Source organism: Mesorhizobium sp. M1307, from assembly GCF_040318155.1.
Taxonomy (GTDB): domain Bacteria; phylum Pseudomonadota; class Alphaproteobacteria; order Rhizobiales; family Rhizobiaceae; genus Mesorhizobium.
This window is the reverse complement of the sequence record NZ_JAMYLR010000062.1, coordinates 1-22,823: the sequence shown is the minus strand read 5'-3', so window position 1 is coordinate 22,823 and position 22,823 is coordinate 1. Positions and strand designations below refer to the sequence as shown.

Sequence of the window (22,823 nt, the reverse complement as noted above, 5' to 3'; positions counted from 1 at the left end):
GCTTCGGCTGGATTGGCCGGCAGGCATTGCCCCTGACTTCCGTACCCCGCGGGCAGACGCAATCGCCACCGGCGTCGTGGATCTGACCGCGGATGGTGCACTGCTCCGGCTTCGGCTGGATTGGCCGGCAGGCACTACCCCTGACTTCCGTGCCCCGCGGGCAGACGCAATCGCCGGCAGCGTCGTGGATCTGGCCACGGATGGTGCACTGCTCGGGCTTCGGCTCTTTCCCCACGCAAGCGCCGTTCTCCAGTTCGGTTCCGTGCGGGCAGACGCAGCGTCCGTCTTCGGTACGGATCTGGCCTTTGAGCAGAACGCAAGGTTTTGGCTTCGGCACGATGACCGTGCCGCCGCCGGACGAGCATTGGCCGTTGCGGAAGGTCGTGCCGGGCGGGCAGACGCAGTTGCCGGCGTCGTTCATGACGAAGCCTGCCGAGCATTCCTTCTTCACCTCATTCCTGATGGTGAAGGGATGACAGGCATAGGCCTTGCCGTGATCGCCCTGCACGTTGGCCGCGCCGCGGGACAACACGTCGCCGCCGCCTTGCACCGGCGTGTCGGGAGAGAGCACGCCGACGCAGTTCTGACCATTGACAGTGCCCTGCAGATTTGCCAGGCGACCGTCGTCGGGAAGCACCAGGGTCACGTTGTGAACGTGGCTTTCCCCGGCGCCGAGCGTCAGTTGAGCGATGCAGGACACAGGCAAGATTGCCGGCTCCGGCGAGCAGCCGAAGGGCGGATCGATCGAGGTGATCGCAACGCCCTCCAGCCGGCCGAGGCCTTCGACGCCGATCGCATCGCCGATGCGAACCGGGCCGGAGAAGGCGCTCGCGCCATCGTTCGTGATGGTGATCTCGAACGAGCAGGGCTGGCCGGGCTTGCACTCGGCATCACCGGTCTTCTCGACGCGGATGGTCGAGGCGCCGCCGCCCTTGGCGCAGGCCTGGCCGATCGGATAGACGATGTCGTCTCCCGGAGCCGGGCCGTAGGAGCCGCGTGCGCAGTTCTCGAATTCGCCGTTCGCGGCAACCGTCACGTCGAAATAGCGGCTGGTTCCAGGCGTCATGACGGCGCCGGGAATCTGGCAGGACAGTGTGTTGGCCGGAACCGGTCCGCAAGTCCATTCCGCGCCGTCTGGGGTGACGGTCTGGATCTGGACCGGCGCTCCGCTGGCTATCAGCGTCGCGGCATCGTTGACCCGTACCGGACCGGTCGGGGCAGTGGTGCCGAGGCTGATGACGGTAATGCGGCAGGAAACGACCGCAGCACCGGCCAGCGAACCATTGCACACCTTGGTGATGCGCAGGGCCGGCTGGCCGCCATTCGGATGATGGATGCGTTCCTTGGCGCACGCCCTGTTGTTGGTGATGTCGTTCTCACCGGGAATAGCCTTCACCTCGGCGCAGTTCTCGACACGGTCGGGCCGGTAGTTGGCCGGCATCACCGCCCTGACGAAGATCGGCGTCGAGGCGCCAGGCAACAGCACGATGCCGGCATTGTTGCAGCGGAACTTGCCGGGACCGTTCGGTCCGCATGTCCATGGCGGCGTCGGGCCGAAGGTCGAGGATGCCGGCGCGCCGCCCCGATAGGTATCGACGACCGTCAGCGGCCCATTATAGGGGACGCTGCCATTGTTGATTATGTCGACCACGAAGGTGCAGACGCCATCGGCCGAACAGAATTCGGTGCGGGCGCGCTTCTTCAGGATCAGGTCGACCTTCTTCTCCACCGGCGGCCGGCAGTCGCGGTCACGATCGCCACGCCGGCAGACCGGGATCGAAGCACAGCCGCGATCGTCTTGCTGGCTGCCGAAAAGCGGCTTGCCGCTGGCATAATCGTAAGTGGCGCAGTTGCGCAAGACGCTGCCTCGCCAGCCTGCGGCCGGCTTGAAGCCGAGCTTGAGGTCGACAGAGGCACCCGGATTGAGCGTAGTCACCGGATGAGTGCAAATCATCGGGGTGGTTCCAGGCGCGCAGACCCAAGGCGGGTTCGGCCCTGAATCGAGGGTGGAGCCGGCCGGCAGGGTGACTTCGTCGAGCACGATCTTGCCGTGGTAGGGTGCATCGCCGACATTGGTGACCCTGATGGTGAAGTCGCAGCCGCCGCCGATCGTGCAACGTTGCACGTCGGCGCGCTTTTCGACTTTCAGATCCGGTTCCTTGTCCTTCGGCGGGCAGCGCTGATCACGCGGGATGACGATATCGATGGTCTGCGTGCAGCACAGGCCCCAGCCCTCCCTCGGGCCGGCATAGGTTTCGATACCGGTGACGATGATGTGGATGACGTCGCCGGGTGAAGCGCCGACGATCTTCCAATTGAGCACACCGCCGCCGGCCGGCACCAATTGCGTGTCGGGAATGATGGTGATGCCGGGTGTCGTCGTCGAAAGCTGCACCCATTTGCCAGCCATCTCTGGGCCGACCGGCATGTGGTAGATGAAGGCGCCGCCGCCGGGCACGCAATCGACCGTGCCGCGCTCCACCTTGAAGCATTCCTTGCCGGGAGGTGGAGGCGGCGGGTTGCACCTGGTGACGTCGATCTTGATCGACGTCTTTGCACCCGTGAGATAATTGCCGTCGTCCGGCTTGCCCGGGTCCTGCGACGGGATTTCGATGCCGGCGCCGCGTTCGCGGCTCACCTTGACCACGCCCTGGTTGTGAACGATCGTCGGCGACGGAAACGCCGCATGGTCGATCTTGGCGGTGATCTGGAACGTGATGACGCGCTCGTTCGCAGCGCCGATGCCGTCGAGATCGCTGGCGGAAATCCGGAAATCGGACACCGTCGCGGTATCGTCCGGGCCAGCCGAACTGCTGATCACAGCACCGGGCAGCGGTCCGCCGGACGCATCGGTGCCGTCGCCGGTCACATGCACGCCGACGATGCGCAGGCCGTGCGGGAGCTGGTCCCTGAAATCGAGCCTGACCTTTTTCAGCACGGCGGCGAGGCCGGGGCTGGCAAGACCCTGCGGATTGCCGCGCAAGCCAAAGCTCAGCGAGTATACGACATAGTCGCAGCCTCTCTGGGTGCCTTTCTTGGTGAACAAGGGCACGATCCGGCCCGGCTCCGGATTGACGGTGCGAGGATTGTCGAAATCGAGCCTGGTATCGGGAATGACAGTGACCGCATCGGCAGGCTTGGTCTTGGCCGGAGCAAGGTCTTCAGCGAAGCCTTGCAGCGGACTCAGCATGGCGACCGCGATACCGGCCGCCATCAGCCAGCGCACGCCGCGCCTGGCGAGTGACAGGGGTTTCATGATGGTCTCCATGACGAATGATTGTTTGCCGGTTGATTGGCTGCTTGTCGCAGGCGGGAAAAATGCGAGATTGCTCATCTTCCCCTCCTCACGGTTCGCAGCTGACGGCTGGGGTTCTGAGCGGCAAGGTCATCTTGCAGCAAGGGTAGTAGCCACCCTTGTCGGTATCGGACTGCCTGTAGAAGCAGAGCCCGACATCGACCGTATCGCCAGGGTAATGGCCGGTGATGCCGATCGTGTATGGCGCGCCGGGCGCATGCGACAGAGGTGAAGTCACCCCGACGCCAGGGGTCCTGGACAGAGCCCTGATCGAATCGCCGCCAAAGCCGGCATGGTCATGGAGATAGAGATCGGCCTCGAGGCCGGAGGGCGTGCAGAAATACCTGACATCCTCGACATCGAGGCAAGGAGGCAGATTGCCGGGGGGCGGAAAGTCCGGCGGATAGAACGGTGGCAGATAGCCGCCAGGCACCTGCTCGTAATAGCCGGCACGGCCTTCGCAGGGGCGCCAGACCTCGACGTCGCCGACATGGCCTTCGACTTCCGGGTCTTCGAAATAATTGTCGAAGTCGACGAACCACGAGCCGAAAGGCGGCATGTTGGCCGGCTTGGCCAGTGCCGTCGGCGTGATTTGCACGCCGTGCACGGCGAGCGGCCCGCCGGCTGCGAGTTGTTCGGCAAGCTCCGGGTTGTCGCGTAACTTGTCGCCGGTATCGACCAGCGTGTCGGTGCAGACGCCGGTATCGAGATTGCCTTCGGCATCGTAGCCATATTGCAGGTCGAGGCCGCCGGCCGACTGTCGGTTGTCTTGCGGGAAGCCGACCGCATATTCCTGCGGCACTTCCACCCAGGCCGATTCCGTCGCCGGATCGTCCGGATTTTCGCGCCAATAGCGGATGACCTCACCCTTGCCGGAATCGGCGAACTGGCTGTAGTCGTAGCGGTTCTCCACCGGGCCGCGCTGGGCCAGGTACATGAAGCCCTCGTTGTCGAAGGCGATGTCGGTGACCGCGTAATCCTTGTCGGCCTTGACCGTCAGTTCCCAGCGCGGGTCGCCGGCGAAACTGCCGTCGCCGGCAACGCCCACCGACCAGATCTCCGCCTTATCACCGACCGAATAATAGAGCCGGCTGCCACGATAGGCGACCGACCAGACGCGGCGCTCGTCCTGCGTGTAGCCCCAGCTGTCGGGGTCCTCGCTGTCGAAGGCAGCACCCTGGATGTCAATCACCGAGCCGTCGTCGGCAAGGGCGGCAAGCCCGTGCGCCGGGCGGCCGGCTATACCGTGGTCGAACGCGTCGAGCAGCGCGCCATTGGCGTCGATGCGGTGGATGAGGCCGGTGTCGAGATCGCTGGCGAAGAACTGGCGGTGGATATTGTCGAAAGTGACGTCGCCGATGCCGGGACCGCTATTGGCGTCGATATCGGCGAATTTCGAGACGGCGCCGGTGATGCCGTCGATTTTCCAGATCGTTCCGGGGCCGCCGCCGTTTTCGGTGCCGAACTGGCCGTCCATGAAGACCGCGTCAGCCGTGCCGCGGCGCTGCCGCTCCGGCCGGCCGTCGGCGTCGCCGTCTGGCGTGACTATGCGGATGCCGTGCAGCGACGTGGCGCCGGCATAGAGGTTTGGAATGGCCGATGGAACGCCGTCGCGCACGCCGTCGTCGTAGGTGATGCCGAACACCTGGCCGATTTGCCCGGCCGTGACCTCGAACGGTGGCGGGGTGAAGACCAATTGGCCAGACGCCGGCCCGCCCAGCCTTGAGACGTCGAAGATGCGCAAGGTCGCGCGCGCCGTGTCGATGAAGGTTTCGTCGACGGGATCGACGCCCGGCGGCAGGCCTTCCTCGAAATTGGGAATGATGGTGCCGGAGAATCCGGTCATTGCCATCGAGCCGGGATAGATGATCCGGGTTTCCTGAGCCTGGGCCGAGCCACCGAGCCAGAGCCCAGTGGCGAGCGCCAAGATCGACATTCCGGTGGCAGCCTGGATGGCGCGGCGCAAACGGCCGGCACGAGAGCGCACGAACGCGCGGTGGTCGCAAGACATGGATCTCCCCCCACAGGTCATGGGAGAAACATCCGATCCCGGCGCGCAAATCAGGGCAAGGCGCGGCGTTCCGGCACGTTCATCCCTGATCGAATTGTCTGCTTTCCTCAACGTCACGATACGCCTGCGTCCGCGCAGGGTCAACGGAACCGGCGAAAAGCCCAGCGCATCGACCCGGTCCCGAAGGCGATAGTCGCGCTGAGCTCCTGCTGTTCCCGGAGACCATGGAGCCTCTGGATCTGTGGTCATGGGGCTTTCCTTTCCGGGGCCGCACCACGCGGCACCTGAGCGTCAGTCGCGAGGTGAGGCGGAAAGGTTCATGGGCCGGGCCGGACCGGGCTGGATCACGGCCGGAAAATACGGGCGTGCCGGTCCCGAATCCGATCAACCGCGATGAATGGTGAACGCCTTGCGCAGAATGCTTGCGCGCCACGCAGCCTGTTCTTATATACGCGCCAAGCCGTCCAGCGCCGAATGCCGGTTGCCGGAGCGGAATTTCTTGTGAACAGGGGCTTTCGTCGGAACGCCTGTACGGGTCCTGAGAGCCTGCTTAGCGGAGAGATTAGAGAAATGGCAAAAGTAATCGGTATCGATCTGGGAACAACCAACTCCTGTGTGGCCATCATGGACGGCAAGGAATCCAAGGTCATCGAGAATGCGGAAGGCGCGCGCACGACTCCTTCCATCGTCGCCATCAACAGCGACGGCGAGCGCCTTGTCGGCCAGCCGGCCAAGCGCCAGGCGGTCACCAATCCTGAGAACACCATTTTCGCGGTCAAGCGCCTGATCGGCCGCCGCTACGACGATCCGGTGACGGAGAAGGACAAGAAGCTTGTCCCCTACAAGATCGTCAAGGGCGACAATGGCGACGCCTGGGTCGAGGCCGGCGGCAAGAAGCAGTCGCCTAGCCAGATCTCGGCGATGATCCTGCAGAAGATGAAGGAAACGGCGGAGGCCTATCTCGGCGAGAAGGTCGAGAAGGCGGTCATCACCGTTCCGGCCTATTTCAATGACGCCCAGCGCCAGGCGACCAAGGATGCCGGCAAGATCGCCGGCCTCGAAGTGCTGCGCATCATCAACGAGCCGACGGCGGCAGCGCTTGCCTATGGACTGGACAAGAAGGAAGGCAAGACGATTGCCGTCTATGACCTTGGCGGCGGCACGTTCGATATTTCGGTGCTCGAAATCGGCGACGGCGTGTTCGAGGTGAAGTCGACCAATGGCGACACCTTCCTCGGCGGCGAGGATTTCGACATGCGTCTGGTCGAATATCTGGCGGCCGAGTTCAAGAAGGAACAGGGCATCGACCTGCGGAACGACAAGCTCGCCCTTCAGCGCCTCAAGGAAGCGGCTGAAAAGGCCAAGATCGAGCTGTCGTCCACCACGCAGACCGAGATCAACCTGCCCTTCATCACCGCCGATGCCACCGGCCCCAAGCACCTGACGCTGAAGCTGACGCGGGCGAAGTTCGAGAGCCTGGTCGAGGATCTCGTCCAGCGCACGATCGATCCTTGCAAGGCGGCGCTCAAGGATGCCGGCCTGAAGGCCGGCGAAATCGACGAAGTCGTCCTGGTCGGCGGCATGACCCGTATGCCCAAGATCCAGGAGATCGTGAAGCAGTTCTTCGGCAAGGAGCCGCACAAGGGCGTCAACCCGGATGAGGTCGTCGCGTTGGGCGCCGCTATCCAGGCCGGCGTGCTGCAGGGCGACGTCAAGGACGTGCTGCTGCTCGACGTGACGCCGTTGTCGCTCGGCATCGAGACGCTGGGCGGCGTGTTCACGCGGCTGATCGAACGCAACACGACGATTCCGACAAAGAAGAGCCAGGTGTTCTCCACGGCCGAGGATTCGCAGTCGGCGGTGACCATACGCGTCTTCCAGGGCGAGCGTGAAATGGCCGCCGACAACAAGGCGCTCGGCCAGTTCGATCTGGTCGGCATCCCACCTGCGCCGCGCGGCGTGCCGCAGATCGAGGTCACCTTCGACATCGACGCCAACGGCATCGTCAACGTCTCGGCCAAGGACAAGGGCACCGGCAAGGAGCACCAGATCCGCATCCAGGCGTCCGGCGGCCTTTCGGACGCCGACATCGAGAAGATGGTCAAGGACGCCGAGGCCAATGCCGAAGCCGACAAGAAGCGGCGCGCGCTGGTCGAGGCCCGCAACCAGGCCGAGGCGCTGGTGCATTCCTCGGAGAAATCTCTGAAGGAATACGGCGAGAAGGTTTCCGAGGCCGACCGCACGGCGATCGCCGATGCGATCGCGGCGCTGAAGACCGCTGCCGAAGGCGACGATGTGACCGAGATCGAGGCCAAGACGCAGACGCTCGCCGAAGTCTCGATGAAGCTCGGCCAGGCCATGTACGAGGCTTCGCAGAAGGAAGCCGCCGAGGCCGACGCCAAGGCTGATGCCGCCAAGGACAGTGACGTCGTCGATGCCGACTTCGAGGAAATCGACGAAGACGACGAGAAGAAGAAGTCGGCCTGAACCGCCTGACGGTACAGGTAAGGGAAAAAGCCCGGCGCACAGCCGGGCTTTTTTGCAACCCTTTGCCGGAAAAACGCTGAGCTGCCCGAAAAAATGCGGACAAAGCCTCGTAGACACTGGCATCGCGGCTCCATCACACCTAAATCGGAACAGCGTGCCGGCAAACGACGCAACGATGCTTCAAGACGTTGACTATCCGGACTGCGGGAAAACATGAAAGCTGATTTTTACGAAACGCTAGGCGTGCAAAAGGGCGCCGACGAGAAGGAGCTCAAGAGCGCTTTTCGCAAGCTCGCCATGCAGTTCCATCCCGACCGCAACCCAGGCGACCATGCCTGCGAGCACAAGTTCAAGGAAATCAACGAAGCCTACGAGACACTGAAGGACCCGCAGAAGCGCGCCGCCTATGATCGCTTCGGCCACGCCGCCTTCGAGCACGGCGGTATGAATGGCGGGGCGCAAGGCTTTGGCGCCGGCGGCTTCGCCGACATTTTCGAAGACATTTTCGGCGACATGATGGGCGGGCGCCAGCGCCGCTCGTCCGGCGGACGCGAGCGCGGCGCCGACCTGCGCTACAATATGGAAATTACGCTGGAAGAGGCATTTTCCGGCAAGACCGCGCAGATTCGGGTGCCAGCCTCGATTTCCTGCTCGGAATGCTCGGGCAGCGGCGCCAAGCCTGGCACCCAGCCCGTCACCTGCTCGATGTGCAACGGCCACGGCAAGGTGCGCGCCACGCAAGGCTTCTTCTCGATCGAGCGCACCTGCCCGCAATGCCAGGGGCGCGGCCAGACCATCAAGGATCCGTGCCCGAAATGCGCCGGCCAAGGCCGTGTCACCGAGGAGCGCTCGCTGTCGGTAAACATCCCTGCCGGCATCGAGGATGGCACCCGCATCCGGCTGGCCAATGAGGGCGAGGCTGGCCTGCGCGGCGGCCCGTCGGGCGATCTCTACATCTTCCTCGCGGTCAAGCCGCACGAATTCTTCCAGCGCGACGGGGCCGATCTTTATTGCAAGGTGCCGATCTCGATGACGACAGCAGCGCTTGGCGGCTCGTTCGAGGTGACGACACTGGACGGTACCCAGACGAAGGTGAAGGTGCCGGAAGGCACCCAGAACGGTCGCCAGTTCCGCCTCAAGGGCAAGGGCATGCCTGTGCTGCGCCAGCCTAATATCGGCGACCTCTACATCCAGACCGTGGTTGAGACGCCGCAGAACCTTTCGCGCCGTCAGCGCGAATTGCTGGAGGAATTCGAGCAGCTTTCCTCAAAGGACAATTCGCCTCAGTCGAGCGGATTTTTCGCCCGCATGAAAGACTTTTTCGAAACGTTCGGCGAGCACTGAAGCTGATCCCTGGAAAACGCTTCCCGAGCGTCATCAACACCTTATCCGGGGATTCGCCTTGTCTTGCACCTCGTAACTGCTAAGTAGCATGCGAGGGAGCGTTGAGGAGGACTTTCAATGACGCGTAGTCCCGGACTGCGAAAGACGCTGGCGGAAAAGTTCGACGACGAGCTGAAGTTCTTCAAGGGCTGGATCGACAAGCCGAAGGCGGTCGGTTCGATCGTCCCGACCAGTTCCATCACCGCAGGCAAGATGGCCTCGATCGTCGATCCGACATCCGGCCTGCCGGTGCTCGAGGTCGGGCCCGGTACAGGCGTCATCACACGCGCCATCCTCGCCCAGGGCATTAAGCCTGAGAATCTCTACGCGGTCGAATATTCCACTGATTTCGTGCGCCATCTGCGCCAGCTTTATCCAGGCGTCAACGTCATCGAGGGCGACGCCTTCAATCTCGACGCGACGCTCGGCGACAAGCGCGACCTGATCTTCGATTCTGTGATATCGGGCGTGCCGCTGCTCAATTTCCCTGTCGCCCAGCGCATCGCCTATGTCGAGAGCCTGCTCGACCGTATCCCGGCGGGCCGGCCGATCGTGCAGCTGACTTACGGGCCGCTGTCGCCGATCCCGCCGGGCCGCGGCGACTATACGGTCGAGCATTTCCATTTCGTCATCCGCAACATTCCGCCGACGCAGCTTTGGATCTACCGACGCGGGGCCGCATGAATTGAAACGTTGGGTTTGAATAGCACTTGTCTTATACCCATCGGGTGACAAGGCAGACCCATGGCTGTGATCCCGAAAATTCTCGTCGTCGCCGGTTCGGTGCGCAGCGGCGCCTATAGCGGCAGGACCGCCGACGTGGCACAGAAGGAACTTGCCATGCAGGGCGCCGAGGTGACCCGCATCTCGCTCGCCGACTATCCGCTGCCGATCCTCGACCAGGATTTGGAAAAGGACGAAGGCATTCCCGAAAACGCCGTCAAGCTCGGCCGGATGATCGCCGCCCATGACGGGCTGCTGATCGCGACGCCCGAATATAACGGCTCCATTCCACCGTTGCTCAAGAACAGCATCGACTGGGTGAGCCAGCTGCGCAAGGATGGCGGCCGGACGTTCAGGCCACTTGCCGGCAAGGTCGCCGGCCTCTGCTCGTCTTCCAACGGACCCTTCGGCGGGATACGCTGCATCAACCATCTGCGCGCCGTTCTGGTACGCTGCCGGATGGAGGTGGTGACACCGGAATGCTCGGTGCCGGAGGGCGGCTACGCCTTCGACGACGAGGGCAAGTTCAGGGACGAGAGGCTACGCCAATCGATGGAGCACCTATGCCGAACGCTGATCGAAACCTCGCGCATGCTGTCGACGCGGATCGAGGCATGATCCCGGACGCCGCGCATGCCGACACGATGCAGGAAAGGCTGATCGTCGGCCTCGACCTGCCGACGCTGAAGGAAGCCGAGAAAGCGGTGCGCGAGCTCGACGGGATCGTCTCCTTCTACAAGATCGGTTACCAGCTCGCCTTTGCCGGCGGGCTCGACTTCGCCCGCGAGCTGGCCAGCGGCGGCACCAGGATCTTTCTCGACATGAAGCTGCTCGACATCGACAACACCGTGGCCAAGGGGGTCGAAAACATCGCCAGGATGGGCATGAGCATGCTGACCATCCATGCCTATCCGAAGACGATGAAGGCGGCGGTCGAGGCTGCCAGGGGCAGCGACCTTTGCCTACTCGGGGTCACCGTGCTGACCTCGATGGACGAACAGGACGTGATCGACGCCGGCTATGAGTATGATCCGCATACACTGGTGCTGAGGCGCTCCGAGCAGGCGCTGCATGCCGGCATGGGCGGCATCGTCTGCTCGGCCGAGGAAGCTGAGGCGGTGCGCCGCATCGTCGGCCCCGACCTGGCCGTGGTGACGCCGGGAATCCGGCCGAAGGGCAGCGACCATGGCGACCAGAAACGGGTGGTGACGCCGGCGCAGGCGATCCGCAACGGCTCCAGCCATCTCGTCATCGGCCGGCCGATCGTCGGAGTGGCCGACAGGCGGGCGGCGGCGGAAGCGATCCTCGATGAAATGCGCTCGGCCTGAGGACCAATTCCGAAACTGGCTCCAGCAGCCGTCTGACGGCGTTTTCTCCGCTTCCGGTGCTCATGTACTTTAAGTGCGCTCCGCTCCGGTTCTCGAAAACACCCCCAGCCATCTCACCGGAGCGACTTTCAAAATCGGTCCGCGCACGGCCAAAAACCAGGAGAAATACCATGCCCAAGGGATACTGGATCGCTCGCGTCGACGTGCGCGATGCGGAAGGCTACAAGGACTATGTCGCAGCTGCCAAACCGGCCTTCGACCGCTTCGGCGCCAAGTTCCTGGCGCGCGGCGGCGCGCATGAGAAGGCCGAGGGGCCGGGCCGCGACCGCAACGTGATCATCGAGTTTCCGTCGCTTGCGGCGGCGCATGACTGCTACCACTCGCCCGAATACCAGCGCGCCGTCGCGATCCGCCAGAAGGTGGCCGACGGTGAAATCGTGCTGGTCGAGGGGATTTAGGCGAGAAGCCGGTTCGCCGCTGCCTCCGCCATCGCGTCGGCGAGGCTCAAGCCCCATTGCTGGCGACAGTAATCGCGGAAATCGAAGCAGGGCAGGCCGGGGCAGACCTCGAACTCGATGAGGTGGACGCTGTCGTCGGCTTCGACCCGGAAATCGATGGAAAACACATCCCGCAGGCCAAGCCCGACCATCAGGCGTTCGGCGATGCGACGGATTCTTGCGTCGGCTTCAGGCTGGCTGCCGGCGACCGGCAGCAGCACCGGCTCGGTATATTTTCCCGCAGCTTTCGCCGCTGCGCCGGCATCGCCGTAAAGCGTCAGGCTGTCCTGCATGGTCTGGAAATCGCCGCCCGAATCGACAAAGGCGATGCCCAGCGCCTCGACGCCGGTATCCGGCCTCAATCCGAGAAAACTGGCGCGCGCGTTGCGGCCGGCGACATAGGGCTGGACGATGACATCGTCGCGATAGGCGGCGAAGACGCGCCGGCTAAGCGCCAGCGCGTGGCCGAGATCGTGGCAGTGCGAATCCGGCCAGATGCCGATCTTGGCGCCGAGCCGGTTCGGCTTGACGAACCAGCCGGCGGGCGAGGCCGGTGGCGCGACCAGCCAGGCGCCGTCACGGGCAAGGCCCGCCTGCGGCACCGGCAGGCCAAGCGCGCCGAGCACGGCGCCGGACCGGAACTTGTCCTGACAGAGCGCGAACAGCGCATCGTCGGCGCCGATCGTCTTGAGGCCATTCAGCCGTGCCAGAGCCGGTGCGGCGCCGCCGCGGAAATAGGCGACGCCGTCGGTCAGCGTCCAGACCAGCGTGGTCTTCGGGTCCTCGCCGGCGAGAACGCTTGCGGCGTCGTCGAGCGCCACCGGCGCAAACGACAGGCCGCGCTTCTGGCAAGCGGCGGCAAGTGCGTCGAATTCAGCAGCGATGTCGGTCGATTGCGCCAGATAGGAGGCGATTTCGGCGGCACGCTCCGGCACGTGGTTATCGGCGACCAGCCGATCGAAGCAGGCCTTTTCCGGCTCGTAGACAAGGATCAGCTTCGGCTCGCGGCTTGACATGATCGAAACGATTTCCCGGCAGCACGATTGCCTAAAGCAATTCCAGGAAAAGTGTGAAACGGTTTCCGTCCGGAATTGCGTCAAAACAAAGAGATAGAGCGGTTCAGCGTTCCCGCGAAACGATGAAGCGTTCTAGCATCGCACGGCGAATGCATTCGGCTTTCGCGGAACCGACGTCAGCTGGACGCCTGCACGACAGCAACGGCGCCATCTTCCTGTTTGACCATGACCTTTTCCGAAAGCGGTTCCCACTTTCGGGATCATGGTCAGCCAATCAGCACACGTGGCTCGAAGCGACCATTGACTGGAATGTCGAGCATGAATGTCATGCCGGCTTGCGGGTCGAGCAGGCGCTGCTTCTCGCTCTTGCCCGACCAGGCGGAGGTGACCGCCAGCCGGTCGGCGTTCCTGCCGACGAAAGCTGGACAGGACGGCTGCGTCGCCGGCATCGCCACCGATCGGATAAGCTTGCCGTCGGATCCATAGGCTTCGACGACGCTGCCGCCCCAGCAGGCGTTCCACAATATGCCGTCACGGTCGAGCACCGAACCATCGATATAGCCCTTGGCCGAACGGTGGTCGACGAAGACCTTCGGTTCGCCAACCGGCAGTCCGGTCACCGGATCGCAGCCGACGCGCATCAACAGCCCGGTGCTGGTGTCGGTGTAATAGGCGATCGTCCCATCCTCGGAAAAGCAGATCGAATTGGGCACCGTGACGTCGGCATAGAGCCGGCGCAGCTCGCCCTTGAAGAACCAGTAGATCGAACCGGCGGCCTTCTCCTCGCCCTTGCCCATGGTGCCGACCCAGAGGGCGCCGCAAGGGTGAACGCGTGAATCGTTCGAGCGGGTGACCGCATTGTCGGCCTCGATCGGCGTGTGCAGCGTCAGCTTGCCGGTCGCGACGTCGCGGACATGCAGACCGGTCTCGGTGGCGATCAGCTGGCGTTGGTCGTCGATGATGCAGATGGCGCTGGCCATCTGACCGAGCTCGTGGATTTTGACGGCACCGCCCGACAGGCGCTGTTCGAGGAGCTGGCCGTTGACGATGTCGAACCAGTAGAGCGTGTCGGTGGCAGGGTCATAGCTTGGTCCCTCGCCGAGTTGGCAGACATGGTCGGAAAAAACCGAAACAATGGTCTCGCTCATCATGCCACTCCAAACGCCGCGTCCCAGGCCTGAACTGCGGCTTTCGCTCGCGCTGCCACTTCGTCGACGCTCATGCCCGGCTTGAACAGGCTGGAGCCAAGACCGAAGACGCTGACGCCGGCTGCCTTGTAGCCGGGAAAATCCTTATCCGAAACGCCGCCGACCGCGCCGACCAGCACGCTGGCCGGCAGCACCGCGCGCATCGCCGAAATGCCTGCCGCGCCAAGCACGCTCGCCGGGAAGAATTTCAATGCCGAGGCGCCGAGCCGGATTGCTTGAAATGCCTCGGTCGGCGTGAACACGCCGGGCATCGTCACCATGCCGTAGTGCATGGCACGGCCCATGACCTCGGCATCGATATTGGGGCTGACCAGCAGCCGCCCGCCGGCCTTGTGCAGGCCGTCGACATCGGCGGCGCTGAGCACCGTGCCGGCACCGACCAAGGCTGTTGGAGGAAGCGCTCCGACAATGCTGGCGATGGAGGCGTAAGGATCGGGCGAGTTGAGCGGCACCTCGATCGCTTCGATACCGGCGCCGAAGATCGCCTGGCCGATCGCCACCGCCTCGCTTGGCTTGAGGCCACGCAGGATGGCGACCAGACCTCGCTCGAGCTTTGGAAAAGGCGCGGTTTCGGTCATGCGGCAACTCCATTTCCAGCGATCATGCCATTTTCGCGCGCGGCTTCGGCAAGACCGGCACGCACCGCCTCGTCGGCGTCGACCACCCTGACCGCGAGCCCGGCAAGGCCGAGGGCGTCGGCATAGAGCTTGCCGAGTGCGCCCGACGCGATCAGCACGACGGGCACGGTACTCGCCCCATAACGGCGATTTGCCGAAGCGATCTCGCCGCCGATCAGCAGGCCGGACAGGCACGCGGCGGCATCCTCGGGCTTCAGATCCTGCAGCAGGCTGGCGGCGCGGATCGAGAACAGTCTTGAACCGATGTCACCGCCTTCGGCCAACGCCTTCAGGCACCACTCCCGGAAAAATGGATTTTCGGCGGCAACCGGCTTCGGCGGCTCGCCCAGCGAATGGCGCAGGATCGAGTGCGCGGCCAGCACCGAAAACAGCTCGCCGGTCGGCCAGGTGCCGAAACCGGCAACAGAGCCGTCCTCGACCAGCACCCATTTCGAATGGGTGCCAGGCATGCAGACGAGATGGCGTCCCTTTGCCGGCAAACCGGCGCCGGCAAGCTGCGTCTCCTCGCCGCGCATGACATCCGGGGCGTCGGCCAGACGCTGGGCAAGGCCAGGCACGATGCGGATGTCGCGGCGCTGGCCGGGGATGCGGGCAGCGCCGGCGAGAATAGCGCCGATCGGCGCCGGCACGCTGACATAGGGCGCCTCCAGCCAGCCCTGGCGCGAACCGGCCATGCCGCAAATGATGACCGGCAGCGCCTCGGCTGCGCCCAGTGCAGCCAGATGCCCTTCGAGAATGGACGAAAATCCTTTAGCCTGGGCGGTGATCAGCCCGTCATCGCCGCGCCGCTCGGCGAGAACCTTGCCGGTGCCGTCGAGCAGCCAGACCCTCATGCGGGTGGTGCCCCAGTCGACGGCCGCGACGGAAGCTGCTTTGCTCGATGAGATCACAGGAACCCCCCATCGACGATCAGCATCTGCGCGGTCAGCATGCGTGAGGCATCCGACGCCAGGAACAGCACAGTGCCGATAATGTCTTCCGGCTGCATCACCTCTTTGATGCACTGTTTGGCGACATGAGCGGCGAGCGCTTCTTCGGTGACCCAGAGCTTTCTCTGCCGCTCGGTGATCACCCAGCCGGGCGCGATCGCGTTGACGCGAATGCCGTCGACGCCGAGCTTGCCGGCAAGACCCTTGGTGAGGCCGACGATGCCGGCCTTGGCGGCGGTATAGGCCGGCATGTCGGGATGGTTGATGAGAAACGAGGTCGAGGTGAAATTGATGATCGAGCCGCCACCGGCCCGCTTCATGCCCGGCGCCACCGCCTGTGCGCTGAAGAAATGCGGGCGCAGGTTGATGGCATGATTGTTGTCCCAGAACTCCACCGTGACGTCTTCCACGGCATGGCGGTCATCCTGCGCGGCGTTGTTGACCAGCACCGTCACGTCGCCATGCGCCTCTGCAGCTTTAGCCGCCGATAGCCGCAATGCCTCGATGTCGCGTATGTCGGTCTTGAGATAGAGGGGCCGCCGGCCGAGCTCCTTGTCTAACCGATCGGCCAGCGCCAGGCTCGGACGGTCGGCGATATCGATGAAGGCGACCTTTGCCCCCTGGCGGACAAAACCTTCGGTCAAGGCAGCACCAATGCCGGAACCGCCGCCGGTGATCAGCACCGAAGCGCCTTCGAGGTCGGCAAAGCGTGCCGATGGCATCATGAAATTCTCTCCCGGTCCAATGATCTCGGTCGGCCGGCGCGCATCCTATCGAGCCATGTGGGGCGGGCAAGGGCGAAAGAGTGGATTGTCAGGACTTATGTCCGACAAAAGGCCGCATGGCCGCCGATCGATCAGCTGTCCGGCCGCACGCGGTACAATTCAACGGCGGCTCCACTGGTCCCGGCAACCGGCTCAAGCCATTCCGGCACGCTGCCGCGCATCAACCCGGCAAGAAAACCTGCCGGCGCCTTGGCTGCGAGGAGCTTGCTTTCGGCGCTGCCGGGGCACAGCGCGACGAGGCCGACGTGATGATCCGCCAGGATGGTCCTGGCATCGGCATCGGACCCAAGGAAGGCATCGAGCGCCAGCAGGTTGCCGGCGACGTTGCGATGGTAGGGCCCGGCGAAGACGTGATGTCCGGAATAGGCCAGGATCGGCGATCCGAGATTGGAAATTGCCAGTATGGTGGTGCCTGGCAGGCGGCCAAGCGCCGCAAAGGAGGCCATGCGCTGGCAAGCGACATCGGCGCCGTCGCCATTATCCGCCGTGGTGTTGCTGTCGTCGAAGGCTACCGAGGTCGCCGCGGCAGCCCCAGTCCAGACCGCATTCACCGAAACCAGCCAGACGGCAGCCATGCGCAGCGCCACACCGCGCGACGCGCTGGCCTCGGCCCGTTGACGCCATTTGGCAATCCAGGCGGCAAGCGGGATGACAGCGAAGGCGATCGAGAATGTCGAACCGCGCACCTGCCAGGCGCTGACGATGAAGGCCACGGCAAGCAGCGCGCCGACAAGGCTGTCCTGCCGCCGCCAGCCGCCACGGCCAAGGCGAAGCGCCATCAGCACGAGCGCGATGAGCGGCGTGGCATAGCGCGCCACCACCCCAGCCGGATCTTCAGCGAGCAGCTTGAACAGCGATTGCGCCTCGTCGATGTGATCAAGCCATAGCTCCTTGAGGCGCGGATCGAGGTTGGCATAGGGCGCTCCCAGGCATTGTGGGAACAACAAGACGACGACAGCGCCCAATAGCAGGGCAAGCAGGCCAAGTGAGGCGATGCGCCATTGGCGTGTGCGGCCGGCGGGCTCGACCGACGCTATCGCCGCAAGGCCGGTTCCGGCAATCGCCGCGACGACGAACTGCACGGTCGAGAAGGCGTCGCATTGCGCCTGACCCCAGGCGGACCACGGAATGGTGACGACAAAGACGAGGGCGGAGACGCCGGCAAAGCCGAGGCCGAAATCCCTGGCGATCAGCCTCTCGCCATTGGCGCCGAGGGCAAACAGCATGGCAACGGAGGCGCCGATGGTGGCCACATAAGGCGCGGTCTCCATGCCGACGGCCAGCATCAATCCGGCGCACAGGCCGGAGAGCAATGCCGCCGGCCTGCGCGTTGGCGCTTCAAGCAACAGGCTCAGGCTGGCCATGCTCAGCATCAGCTGGACATTGTGGTGATCGAGCGCGCCAGGCGAAAAAATGCCGAGGAAATACAGTGCGGCAGCGCCGATCACGACAGCGGGCAGCACGGCGCTGTCACCGGCAAAGCTGCGTACGGCGCGAGCGGTGAAAAACACGGTCAGGCAAAAGAGCAGCGCCGGCCACAGCACTTGCGCAACATTCTCGGCAAAGGCCGCGCTGCCGGTCAGGGCCGATACGGCCATGATGATGGCCGCGATCGGCGCATCGACCAGCCGCGACCAATGCATGACGAAACCGCCTTCCAGGCCCATCCTGTACTGGTGGAGATCGAACCACCTTTGGCCGGCCAGCATGTCGCGAACTTCGACGAGGCGCAGCAGATTGTCGTTGTCGCCGCCGGCATTGGTCAGTGCCGGGAAGCCGACAAAGGCATTGACGGCAAGCGCCAGCACCGTGGCAAGCAGCGCCAGCGCGATATCGGACCTCCAAATGGAGGCGCCATCGTCGGCTGTGCTCATATCGGGACCTTTGGAAGGAATACGGGGCGGTTTAAACCTAGCCTTAACAGCTTCAATAAATAGTAAAGCCGCCCGAGCGAGGCCGGCGCTTGAGCGGTCAGGGGCCTCACAGGGCATCCGGAGACGAATATGCCACAAGAAGTGCGCCATGAGCCGAGCATCGCCGTGCTCCTGCCTTGCTACAATGAAGAGCTGACGATCGGCGAAGTGGTGCGGCGCTTTCGCGAAACGCTGCCTGCCGCCGCGATCTATGTCTACGACAACAATTCGCGCGACCTGACGGCGCTCCGAGCCCGCGCCGCCGGCGCCATCGTGGTGCGCGAGCCGCGCCAGGGCAAAGGCAATGTCGTGCGCCGCATGTTCGCCGACATCGAGGCCGACATCTACCTGATGGCCGACGGCGACGGCACCTATGCGCCGGAGGACGCGCCGCAACTGATCAACACGCTGCTGACCGAGCGCTCCGACATGGTGGTGGGCACCAGGCGCGGCGTCGCCAACGATGCCGGCAGGACAGGCCACGCCTTCGGCAACCGCATCTTCAACAGCCTCTACAAACGTTTGTTCGGCTCGGACTTTACCGATATCTTCTCGGGTTACCGCGCCTTCACCAGGCGCTTCGTCAAGAGTTTTCCCGCCGTTTCCGGCGGTTTCGAGATCGAGACCGAAATGTCGGTGCACGCCTCGCAGCTCAAATTGCCGGTCAGCGAGATCGGGCTCGACTATGGCCGCCGGCCGGAAGGCTCCTCGTCGAAGCTGTCGACCTTTCGCGACGGCGCGAAGATCCTGTGGATGTTCGCCATGCTGATGAAGGAGACGCAGCCGCTGCGTTTCTTCGGCGCTTTTTCGGTGTTCTTCCTGGCATCAAGCCTGTTTCTGATGGCGCCGGTGCTGATCGAGTTCGCCGAAACCGGGCTTGTGCCGCGCATGCCGACCTGGGTTCTGTCGGTCGGCCTGCTGCTGCTGTCGATGCTGGCGGCGGTGACCGGCGTGATCCTCGATTCGGTGTCGCGCGGCCGGGCCGAACAGAAGCGCATCTTCTATCTGTCGATGCCTTCCGGCCGCGTCGAACGCGAACGCGCAAGTGCGCTCGCGACTTTGAAGACCGGACCGCGCAAGACCCCGCGGGCGGCTTAGAGCCGTAAATGGGACGCCTCGCCCGCTTCATTGTCGCCGGCGGCATCGGCTTCGTCGCCGACGCGGCGGCGCTTTGGCTGGTGTTGGCGATAGCGCCGCTTGGCCCCTTCGCGGCTCGCATCATCTCGATCGGTTTTGCCTTGTCCGTCACCTGGCTGATCAATCGCCATCTGACCTTCTCGCCTTCCAGCCGCGGCGTCGCGCAAGAGGGCGCACGCTATGGCGGCGTCGGCATCGCCACCAGCCTCGTCAATTATCTCGTCTATTGCGCCATGCTGTTCGCGCTGCCGATGGTGCCGCCGCTCGTCGCCCTTGCGGTCGCCTCGCTGGTTGCCATGGCGCTGTCCTTCCTCGGCTATTCCAAGCTGGTCTTCGACCGCTGAACGCACATCGCATTGGGGTCTGCGCCAGAAGCGCAGCCTCATCATGACCTTGGCCGATTGGCAGAGGCCGCCGATTTCCTTATATCGCTCTCGTCGATGCATCGGCCCGAAAAATCGGAATCGATTTTCGGAAAGCGCGATGCATGGATTCAAAGTGTTGGAGCGTATGTGCGTCCAGGTGGACGCACGTTCGTTGCAACTGCGCCGGAGAGCACCCATGCCCCTGAAAGTCGCCGTCCAGATGGACCACATCTCTACCGTGTCGATTGCCGGCGACACGTCGTTTGCGCTGTCGCTGGAAGCGCAGCGGCGCGGCCACCAGCTGTTCCACTACACGCCCGACCGGCTGTCGCTGCGCGAAGGCAAGGTGTTTGCCCGTATCGAGGCGATGCAGGTCCGCGACGAGAAGGGCAACCATTATTCGCTGGGCGAGAAGGTGCGCACCGATCTTGGGGAGATGGACGTCATCCTTTTGCGGCAGGATCCGCCCTTCGACATGAACTACATCACCACCACGCATATCCTCGAGCGCATCCATCCGAAGACGCTGGTGGTCAACGACCCGGCCTGGGTGCGCAACAGCCCGGAAAAGATCTTCGTCACCGAATTTCCCGACCTGATGCCGGACACGCTGATCACCAAGGACCCGCTCGAGGTCGCCGCCTTTCGCAAGGAGTTCGGCGATATCATCGTCAAGCCGCTCTACGGCAATGGCGGCGCCGGCATCTTTCACCTGCACGAGGCCGACCGCAACCTCGCCTCGCTGCTCGAAATGTTCGGCCAGATGTTCCGCGAACCCTACATCGTGCAGCGCTACCTCAAGGAGGTGCGGGCTGGCGACAAGCGCATCATCCTGATTGACGGCGAGCCTGTCGGCGCCATCAACCGCGTGCCGGCCGAGCATGATTCGCGCTCCAACATGCATGTCGGCGGCCGCGCCGAAAAGACCGAATTGACGGAACGCGAACGCGAGATCTGCGCCCGCATCGGCCCCGCGCTGAAAGAGCGCGGCTTCATCCTCGTCGGCATCGACGTCATCGGCGACTACATGACCGAGATCAACGTGACCTCACCGACGGGCATACGCGAAGTGCAGCGCTTCGGCGGCGCCGACATCGCCAGCCTGTTCTGGGATGCCGTGGAGGAGAAGCGCAACTAGCCTCGCTTCGCGAGCGGCCGCGTTGCAAACCATTGCCGCCGTTGCGCTCAGCTGTTCCCCAAATGTTCTTGCCTTCGCCGGAAATCTGTGGTTGTCTCGGGTGACGCCGTTCGCGGCATGATCGCAAAGGCTTGGGGCAAAAGCCTGCATCCGGGGTGAAGACATGGTGGCGCGGGTTCGCACGGTTGCTTTCCAGGGCATCGAGGCCGTGCCGGTCGACGTGCAGGTGATGATCGCGCCGGGCAAGGTCAACATGCACATCGTCGGGCTGGCCGACAAGGCTGTAGCCGAAAGCCGCGAGCGGGTGCAGGCAGCGCTGCATGCATCCGGCCTGTCGATGCCGTCGAAGAAGGTCACCGTCAATCTGGCGCCGGCCGACCTGCCCAAGGAAGGCAGCCACTACGATCTGCCGATCGCCCTCGGGCTGATGGCGGCGCTCGGCGCCATTCCGGGCGACATGCTGGCCGGCTATGTCGTGCTTGGCGAATTGTCGCTCGACGGAACCATCGCCGCGGTGGCTGGCGCGCTGCCGGCGGCAATCGGTGCCAACGCCGAAGGCAAGGGCTTGATCTGCCCGTTCGCCTGCGGGCCGGAAGCGGCCTGGGCCGGCAAGGACTTCGACATATTGGCGCCGCGCAGCCTGATCGCCATCGCCAATCATTTTCGCGGCACGCAGGTTCTGTCACGGCCGGAAGCCGGCATCCATGCCGCGGCGCGCGACCTGCCCGACCTTGCCGACATCAAGGGCCAGGAGACCGCCAAGCGGGCGCTGGAGGTGGCGGCCGCCGGCGGCCACAATCTTTTGATGGTCGGACCGCCGGGGTCGGGAAAGTCGATGCTGGCGCAGCGGCTGCCGTCGATCCTACCGCCGCTGGCGCCCAGGGAATTGCTCGAAGTCTCGATGATCGCCTCGGTGGCCGGCGAACTCGGCGAAGGAAAACTCACCGACCGGCGGCCGTTCCGCGCGCCGCATCATTCGGCCTCGATGGCGGCGATGGTCGGCGGCGGGTTGCGCGTGCGGCCGGGCGAGGCTTCGCTTGCCCATCACGGCGTGCTGTTCCTCGACGAATTTCCCGAATTCTCGCCGCAGGCGCTCGATGCACTGCGCCAGCCGCTCGAGACCGGCGACTGCATGATTGCGCGCGCCAATCATCGCGTCACCTATCCGGCGCGTATCCAGCTGGTCGCGGCGATGAACCCGTGCCGTTGCGGCATGGCCGGCGAGCCGGGCTATCGCTGCCTGCGCGGCGATCGCTGCCGCACCGACTACCAGGCGCGCATTTCCGGCCCGCTGCTCGACCGTATCGATCTCAGGATCGAGGTGCCGGCGGTCTCGGCCAGCGATCTGATCCGGCCGGACCGGGCGGAGAAAAGTGCCGCCGTCGCACTACGTGTTGCCCGCGCCCGTACGATCCAGCGAGAGCGCTTCGAGCGGCTCGGCGCGACCTCCGCCACCACCAACGCGCATTGCTCGCCGTCAGTCATCGAGGAGATCGCCATGCCCGACGCCGCCGGCCTGTCGCTGCTGAGGGATGCCAGCGAAAAGCTCGGCTTTTCCGCACGAGCTTATCACCGCGTCTTGAAGGTGGCGCGGACCCTGGCCGATCTCGAGACCAGCGAGACGGTCGGCCGCATCCATCTGGCCGAAGCGATTTCCTACCGCATGAGCTCGGAACGGATGGCACAGGCGGCGTGACGTTCCCCTCCCCCTTGAGGGGAGGGTGGCCGCGAAGCGGCCGGGTGGGGTCGCCGGTGAGACGCTCGGCCTGTCGCATTTCGAAACCGACCGAGGTGCGGAGCGTTGCGATGCTCCTCCTAAGGCGCACCGTCAGAATTGGGTTGGCGCACTGCGTTGGCGACCCCACCCGGCCCTTCGGGCCACCCTCCCCTCAAGGGCAGGGCTATCGCATATGAGTGATGGCATTGATGAGATAGTCGTCGTTCCAGGCGCATTTCTTGATGCGATGGCT

18 protein-coding genes are annotated in these 22,823 nt (G+C 64.3%); 10 read left to right on the top strand and 8 right to left on the bottom strand.

Going from position 1 to position 22,823, the window contains the following annotated elements:
- Positions 1–3,334, bottom strand: a 3,334-nt coding sequence (locus NKH16_RS32560; protein ID WP_352903569.1) for a DUF7929 domain-containing protein, incomplete at its 3' end; no start/stop codon positions are given.
- 10 nt (positions 3,335–3,344) lie between these two features.
- A complete protein-coding gene (locus NKH16_RS32555; RefSeq protein WP_352903567.1) occupies positions 3,345–5,306 on the bottom strand; it encodes a hypothetical protein in 1,962 nt (653 codons plus the stop codon).
- Between the two features lie 570 nt (positions 5,307–5,876).
- On the opposite strand from NKH16_RS32555, the gene dnaK reads away from it, so the two are divergent.
- The 6 genes from dnaK (at position 5,877) to NKH16_RS32525 (ending at position 11,685) form a co-directional block, all read left to right on the top strand.
- Positions 5,877–7,793: a molecular chaperone DnaK gene (dnaK, locus tag NKH16_RS32550; RefSeq protein WP_023679851.1), complete on the top strand. Its 1,917-nt coding sequence runs from the start codon at positions 5,877–5,879 to the stop codon at positions 7,791–7,793.
- A 213-nt stretch (positions 7,794–8,006) separates the two neighbouring features.
- The gene (dnaJ, locus tag NKH16_RS32545; RefSeq protein ID WP_023679852.1) at positions 8,007–9,137 is read left to right on the top strand and encodes a molecular chaperone DnaJ; all 1,131 of its coding nucleotides are present in this window, start codon (positions 8,007–8,009) and stop codon (positions 9,135–9,137) included.
- Between the two features lie 117 nt (positions 9,138–9,254).
- Positions 9,255–9,860 carry a phospholipid N-methyltransferase PmtA gene (gene pmtA / locus NKH16_RS32540; protein WP_023679853.1) on the top strand — a complete coding sequence of 202 codons (606 nt, stop codon included), beginning with the start codon at positions 9,255–9,257 and terminating at the stop codon, positions 9,858–9,860.
- 60 nt (positions 9,861–9,920) lie between these two features.
- On the top strand, positions 9,921–10,517 hold the full coding sequence (locus NKH16_RS32535; protein ID WP_352457268.1) for an NADPH-dependent FMN reductase: 597 nt from the start codon (positions 9,921–9,923) through the stop codon (positions 10,515–10,517).
- Positions 10,514–11,227 carry an orotidine-5'-phosphate decarboxylase gene (gene pyrF / locus NKH16_RS32530; RefSeq protein ID WP_352903565.1) on the top strand — a complete coding sequence of 238 codons (714 nt, stop codon included), beginning with the start codon at positions 10,514–10,516 and terminating at the stop codon, positions 11,225–11,227. Before NKH16_RS32535 ends, pyrF begins: the two co-directional genes overlap by 4 nt.
- 170 nt (positions 11,228–11,397) lie before the next feature.
- Complete coding sequence (locus NKH16_RS32525) at positions 11,398–11,685, top strand: DUF1330 domain-containing protein (protein WP_352539832.1); 288 nt, start codon at positions 11,398–11,400, stop codon at positions 11,683–11,685.
- On the opposite strand, the gene NKH16_RS32520 is transcribed toward NKH16_RS32525, so the two are convergent.
- The 6 genes from NKH16_RS32520 to NKH16_RS32495 form a co-directional block, all read right to left on the bottom strand.
- Positions 11,682–12,740, bottom strand: a complete 1,059-nt coding sequence (locus NKH16_RS32520; protein ID WP_352903563.1) for a D-alanine--D-alanine ligase family protein — start codon at positions 12,738–12,740, stop codon at positions 11,682–11,684. The two genes, NKH16_RS32525 and NKH16_RS32520, sit on opposite strands and share 4 nt — an antisense overlap.
- Positions 12,741–13,006: 266 nt before the next feature.
- Entirely contained in the window at positions 13,007–13,888 is an 882-nt protein-coding gene (locus NKH16_RS32515) for an SMP-30/gluconolactonase/LRE family protein (RefSeq protein WP_352903561.1), read from the bottom strand.
- Complete coding sequence (locus tag NKH16_RS32510; protein WP_352903559.1) at positions 13,888–14,526, bottom strand: 2-dehydro-3-deoxy-6-phosphogalactonate aldolase; 639 nt, start codon at positions 14,524–14,526, stop codon at positions 13,888–13,890. The genes NKH16_RS32515 and NKH16_RS32510 overlap by 1 nt, the downstream gene beginning before the upstream one ends.
- Positions 14,523–15,473 carry a 2-dehydro-3-deoxygalactonokinase gene (locus tag NKH16_RS32505; RefSeq protein WP_502911775.1) on the bottom strand — a complete coding sequence of 317 codons (951 nt, stop codon included), beginning with the start codon at positions 15,471–15,473 and terminating at the stop codon, positions 14,523–14,525. Before NKH16_RS32505 ends, NKH16_RS32510 begins: the two co-directional genes overlap by 4 nt.
- Positions 15,473–16,240 (bottom strand): SDR family NAD(P)-dependent oxidoreductase, encoded by a 768-nt coding sequence (locus tag NKH16_RS32500; RefSeq protein ID WP_352903555.1) that lies wholly within the window; start codon positions 16,238–16,240, stop codon positions 15,473–15,475. Before NKH16_RS32500 ends, NKH16_RS32505 begins: the two co-directional genes overlap by 1 nt.
- 131 nt (positions 16,241–16,371) lie before the next feature.
- Positions 16,372–18,174, bottom strand: a complete 1,803-nt coding sequence (locus tag NKH16_RS32495) for a GtrA family protein (protein ID WP_352903553.1) — start codon at positions 18,172–18,174, stop codon at positions 16,372–16,374.
- Between the two features lie 129 nt (positions 18,175–18,303).
- Here NKH16_RS32495 and NKH16_RS32490 point away from each other — a divergent pair, with 129 nt between their 5' ends.
- From NKH16_RS32490 to NKH16_RS32475, 4 genes are all read left to right on the top strand, one after another.
- Positions 18,304–19,311, top strand: coding sequence for a glycosyltransferase (locus NKH16_RS32490; protein WP_352472814.1), 1,008 nt, complete (start codon positions 18,304–18,306; stop codon positions 19,309–19,311).
- A gap of 8 nt (positions 19,312–19,319) precedes the next feature.
- Complete coding sequence (locus NKH16_RS32485; protein ID WP_352472815.1) at positions 19,320–19,694, top strand: GtrA family protein; 375 nt, start codon at positions 19,320–19,322, stop codon at positions 19,692–19,694.
- Positions 19,695–19,911: 217 nt separating this feature from the next.
- Entirely contained in the window at positions 19,912–20,853 is a 942-nt protein-coding gene (gshB, locus tag NKH16_RS32480) for a glutathione synthase (RefSeq protein WP_352903551.1), read from the top strand.
- A 163-nt stretch (positions 20,854–21,016) separates the two neighbouring features.
- On the top strand, positions 21,017–22,549 hold the full coding sequence (locus NKH16_RS32475) for a YifB family Mg chelatase-like AAA ATPase (RefSeq protein WP_352749623.1): 1,533 nt from the start codon (positions 21,017–21,019) through the stop codon (positions 22,547–22,549).
- The last annotated feature ends 274 nt before the right edge of the window (positions 22,550–22,823 follow it).

Coding starts and splice junctions, on each gene's coding strand:
- NKH16_RS32520 (WP_352903563.1), bottom strand. CDS start 12,740: ATGTCAAGCCGCGAGCCGAAGCTGATCCTTGTCTACGAGCCGGAAAAG.
- gshB (WP_352903551.1), top strand. CDS start 19,912: ATGCCCCTGAAAGTCGCCGTCCAGATGGACCACATCTCTACCGTGTCG.
- NKH16_RS32510 (WP_352903559.1), bottom strand. CDS start 14,526: ATGACCGAAACCGCGCCTTTTCCAAAGCTCGAGCGAGGTCTGGTCGCC.
- dnaJ (WP_023679852.1), top strand. CDS start 8,007: ATGAAAGCTGATTTTTACGAAACGCTAGGCGTGCAAAAGGGCGCCGAC.
- pmtA (WP_023679853.1), top strand. CDS start 9,255: ATGACGCGTAGTCCCGGACTGCGAAAGACGCTGGCGGAAAAGTTCGAC.
- NKH16_RS32485 (WP_352472815.1), top strand. CDS start 19,320: ATGGGACGCCTCGCCCGCTTCATTGTCGCCGGCGGCATCGGCTTCGTC.
- dnaK (WP_023679851.1), top strand. CDS start 5,877: ATGGCAAAAGTAATCGGTATCGATCTGGGAACAACCAACTCCTGTGTG.
- pyrF (WP_352903565.1), top strand. CDS start 10,514: ATGATCCCGGACGCCGCGCATGCCGACACGATGCAGGAAAGGCTGATC.
- NKH16_RS32535 (WP_352457268.1), top strand. CDS start 9,921: ATGGCTGTGATCCCGAAAATTCTCGTCGTCGCCGGTTCGGTGCGCAGC.
- NKH16_RS32515 (WP_352903561.1), bottom strand. CDS start 13,888: ATGAGCGAGACCATTGTTTCGGTTTTTTCCGACCATGTCTGCCAACTC.
- NKH16_RS32475 (WP_352749623.1), top strand. CDS start 21,017: ATGGTGGCGCGGGTTCGCACGGTTGCTTTCCAGGGCATCGAGGCCGTG.
- NKH16_RS32495 (WP_352903553.1), bottom strand. CDS start 18,174: ATGAGCACAGCCGACGATGGCGCCTCCATTTGGAGGTCCGATATCGCG.
- NKH16_RS32500 (WP_352903555.1), bottom strand. CDS start 16,240: ATGATGCCATCGGCACGCTTTGCCGACCTCGAAGGCGCTTCGGTGCTG.
- NKH16_RS32555 (WP_352903567.1), bottom strand. CDS start 5,306: ATGTCTTGCGACCACCGCGCGTTCGTGCGCTCTCGTGCCGGCCGTTTG.
- NKH16_RS32525 (WP_352539832.1), top strand. CDS start 11,398: ATGCCCAAGGGATACTGGATCGCTCGCGTCGACGTGCGCGATGCGGAA.
- NKH16_RS32490 (WP_352472814.1), top strand. CDS start 18,304: ATGCCACAAGAAGTGCGCCATGAGCCGAGCATCGCCGTGCTCCTGCCT.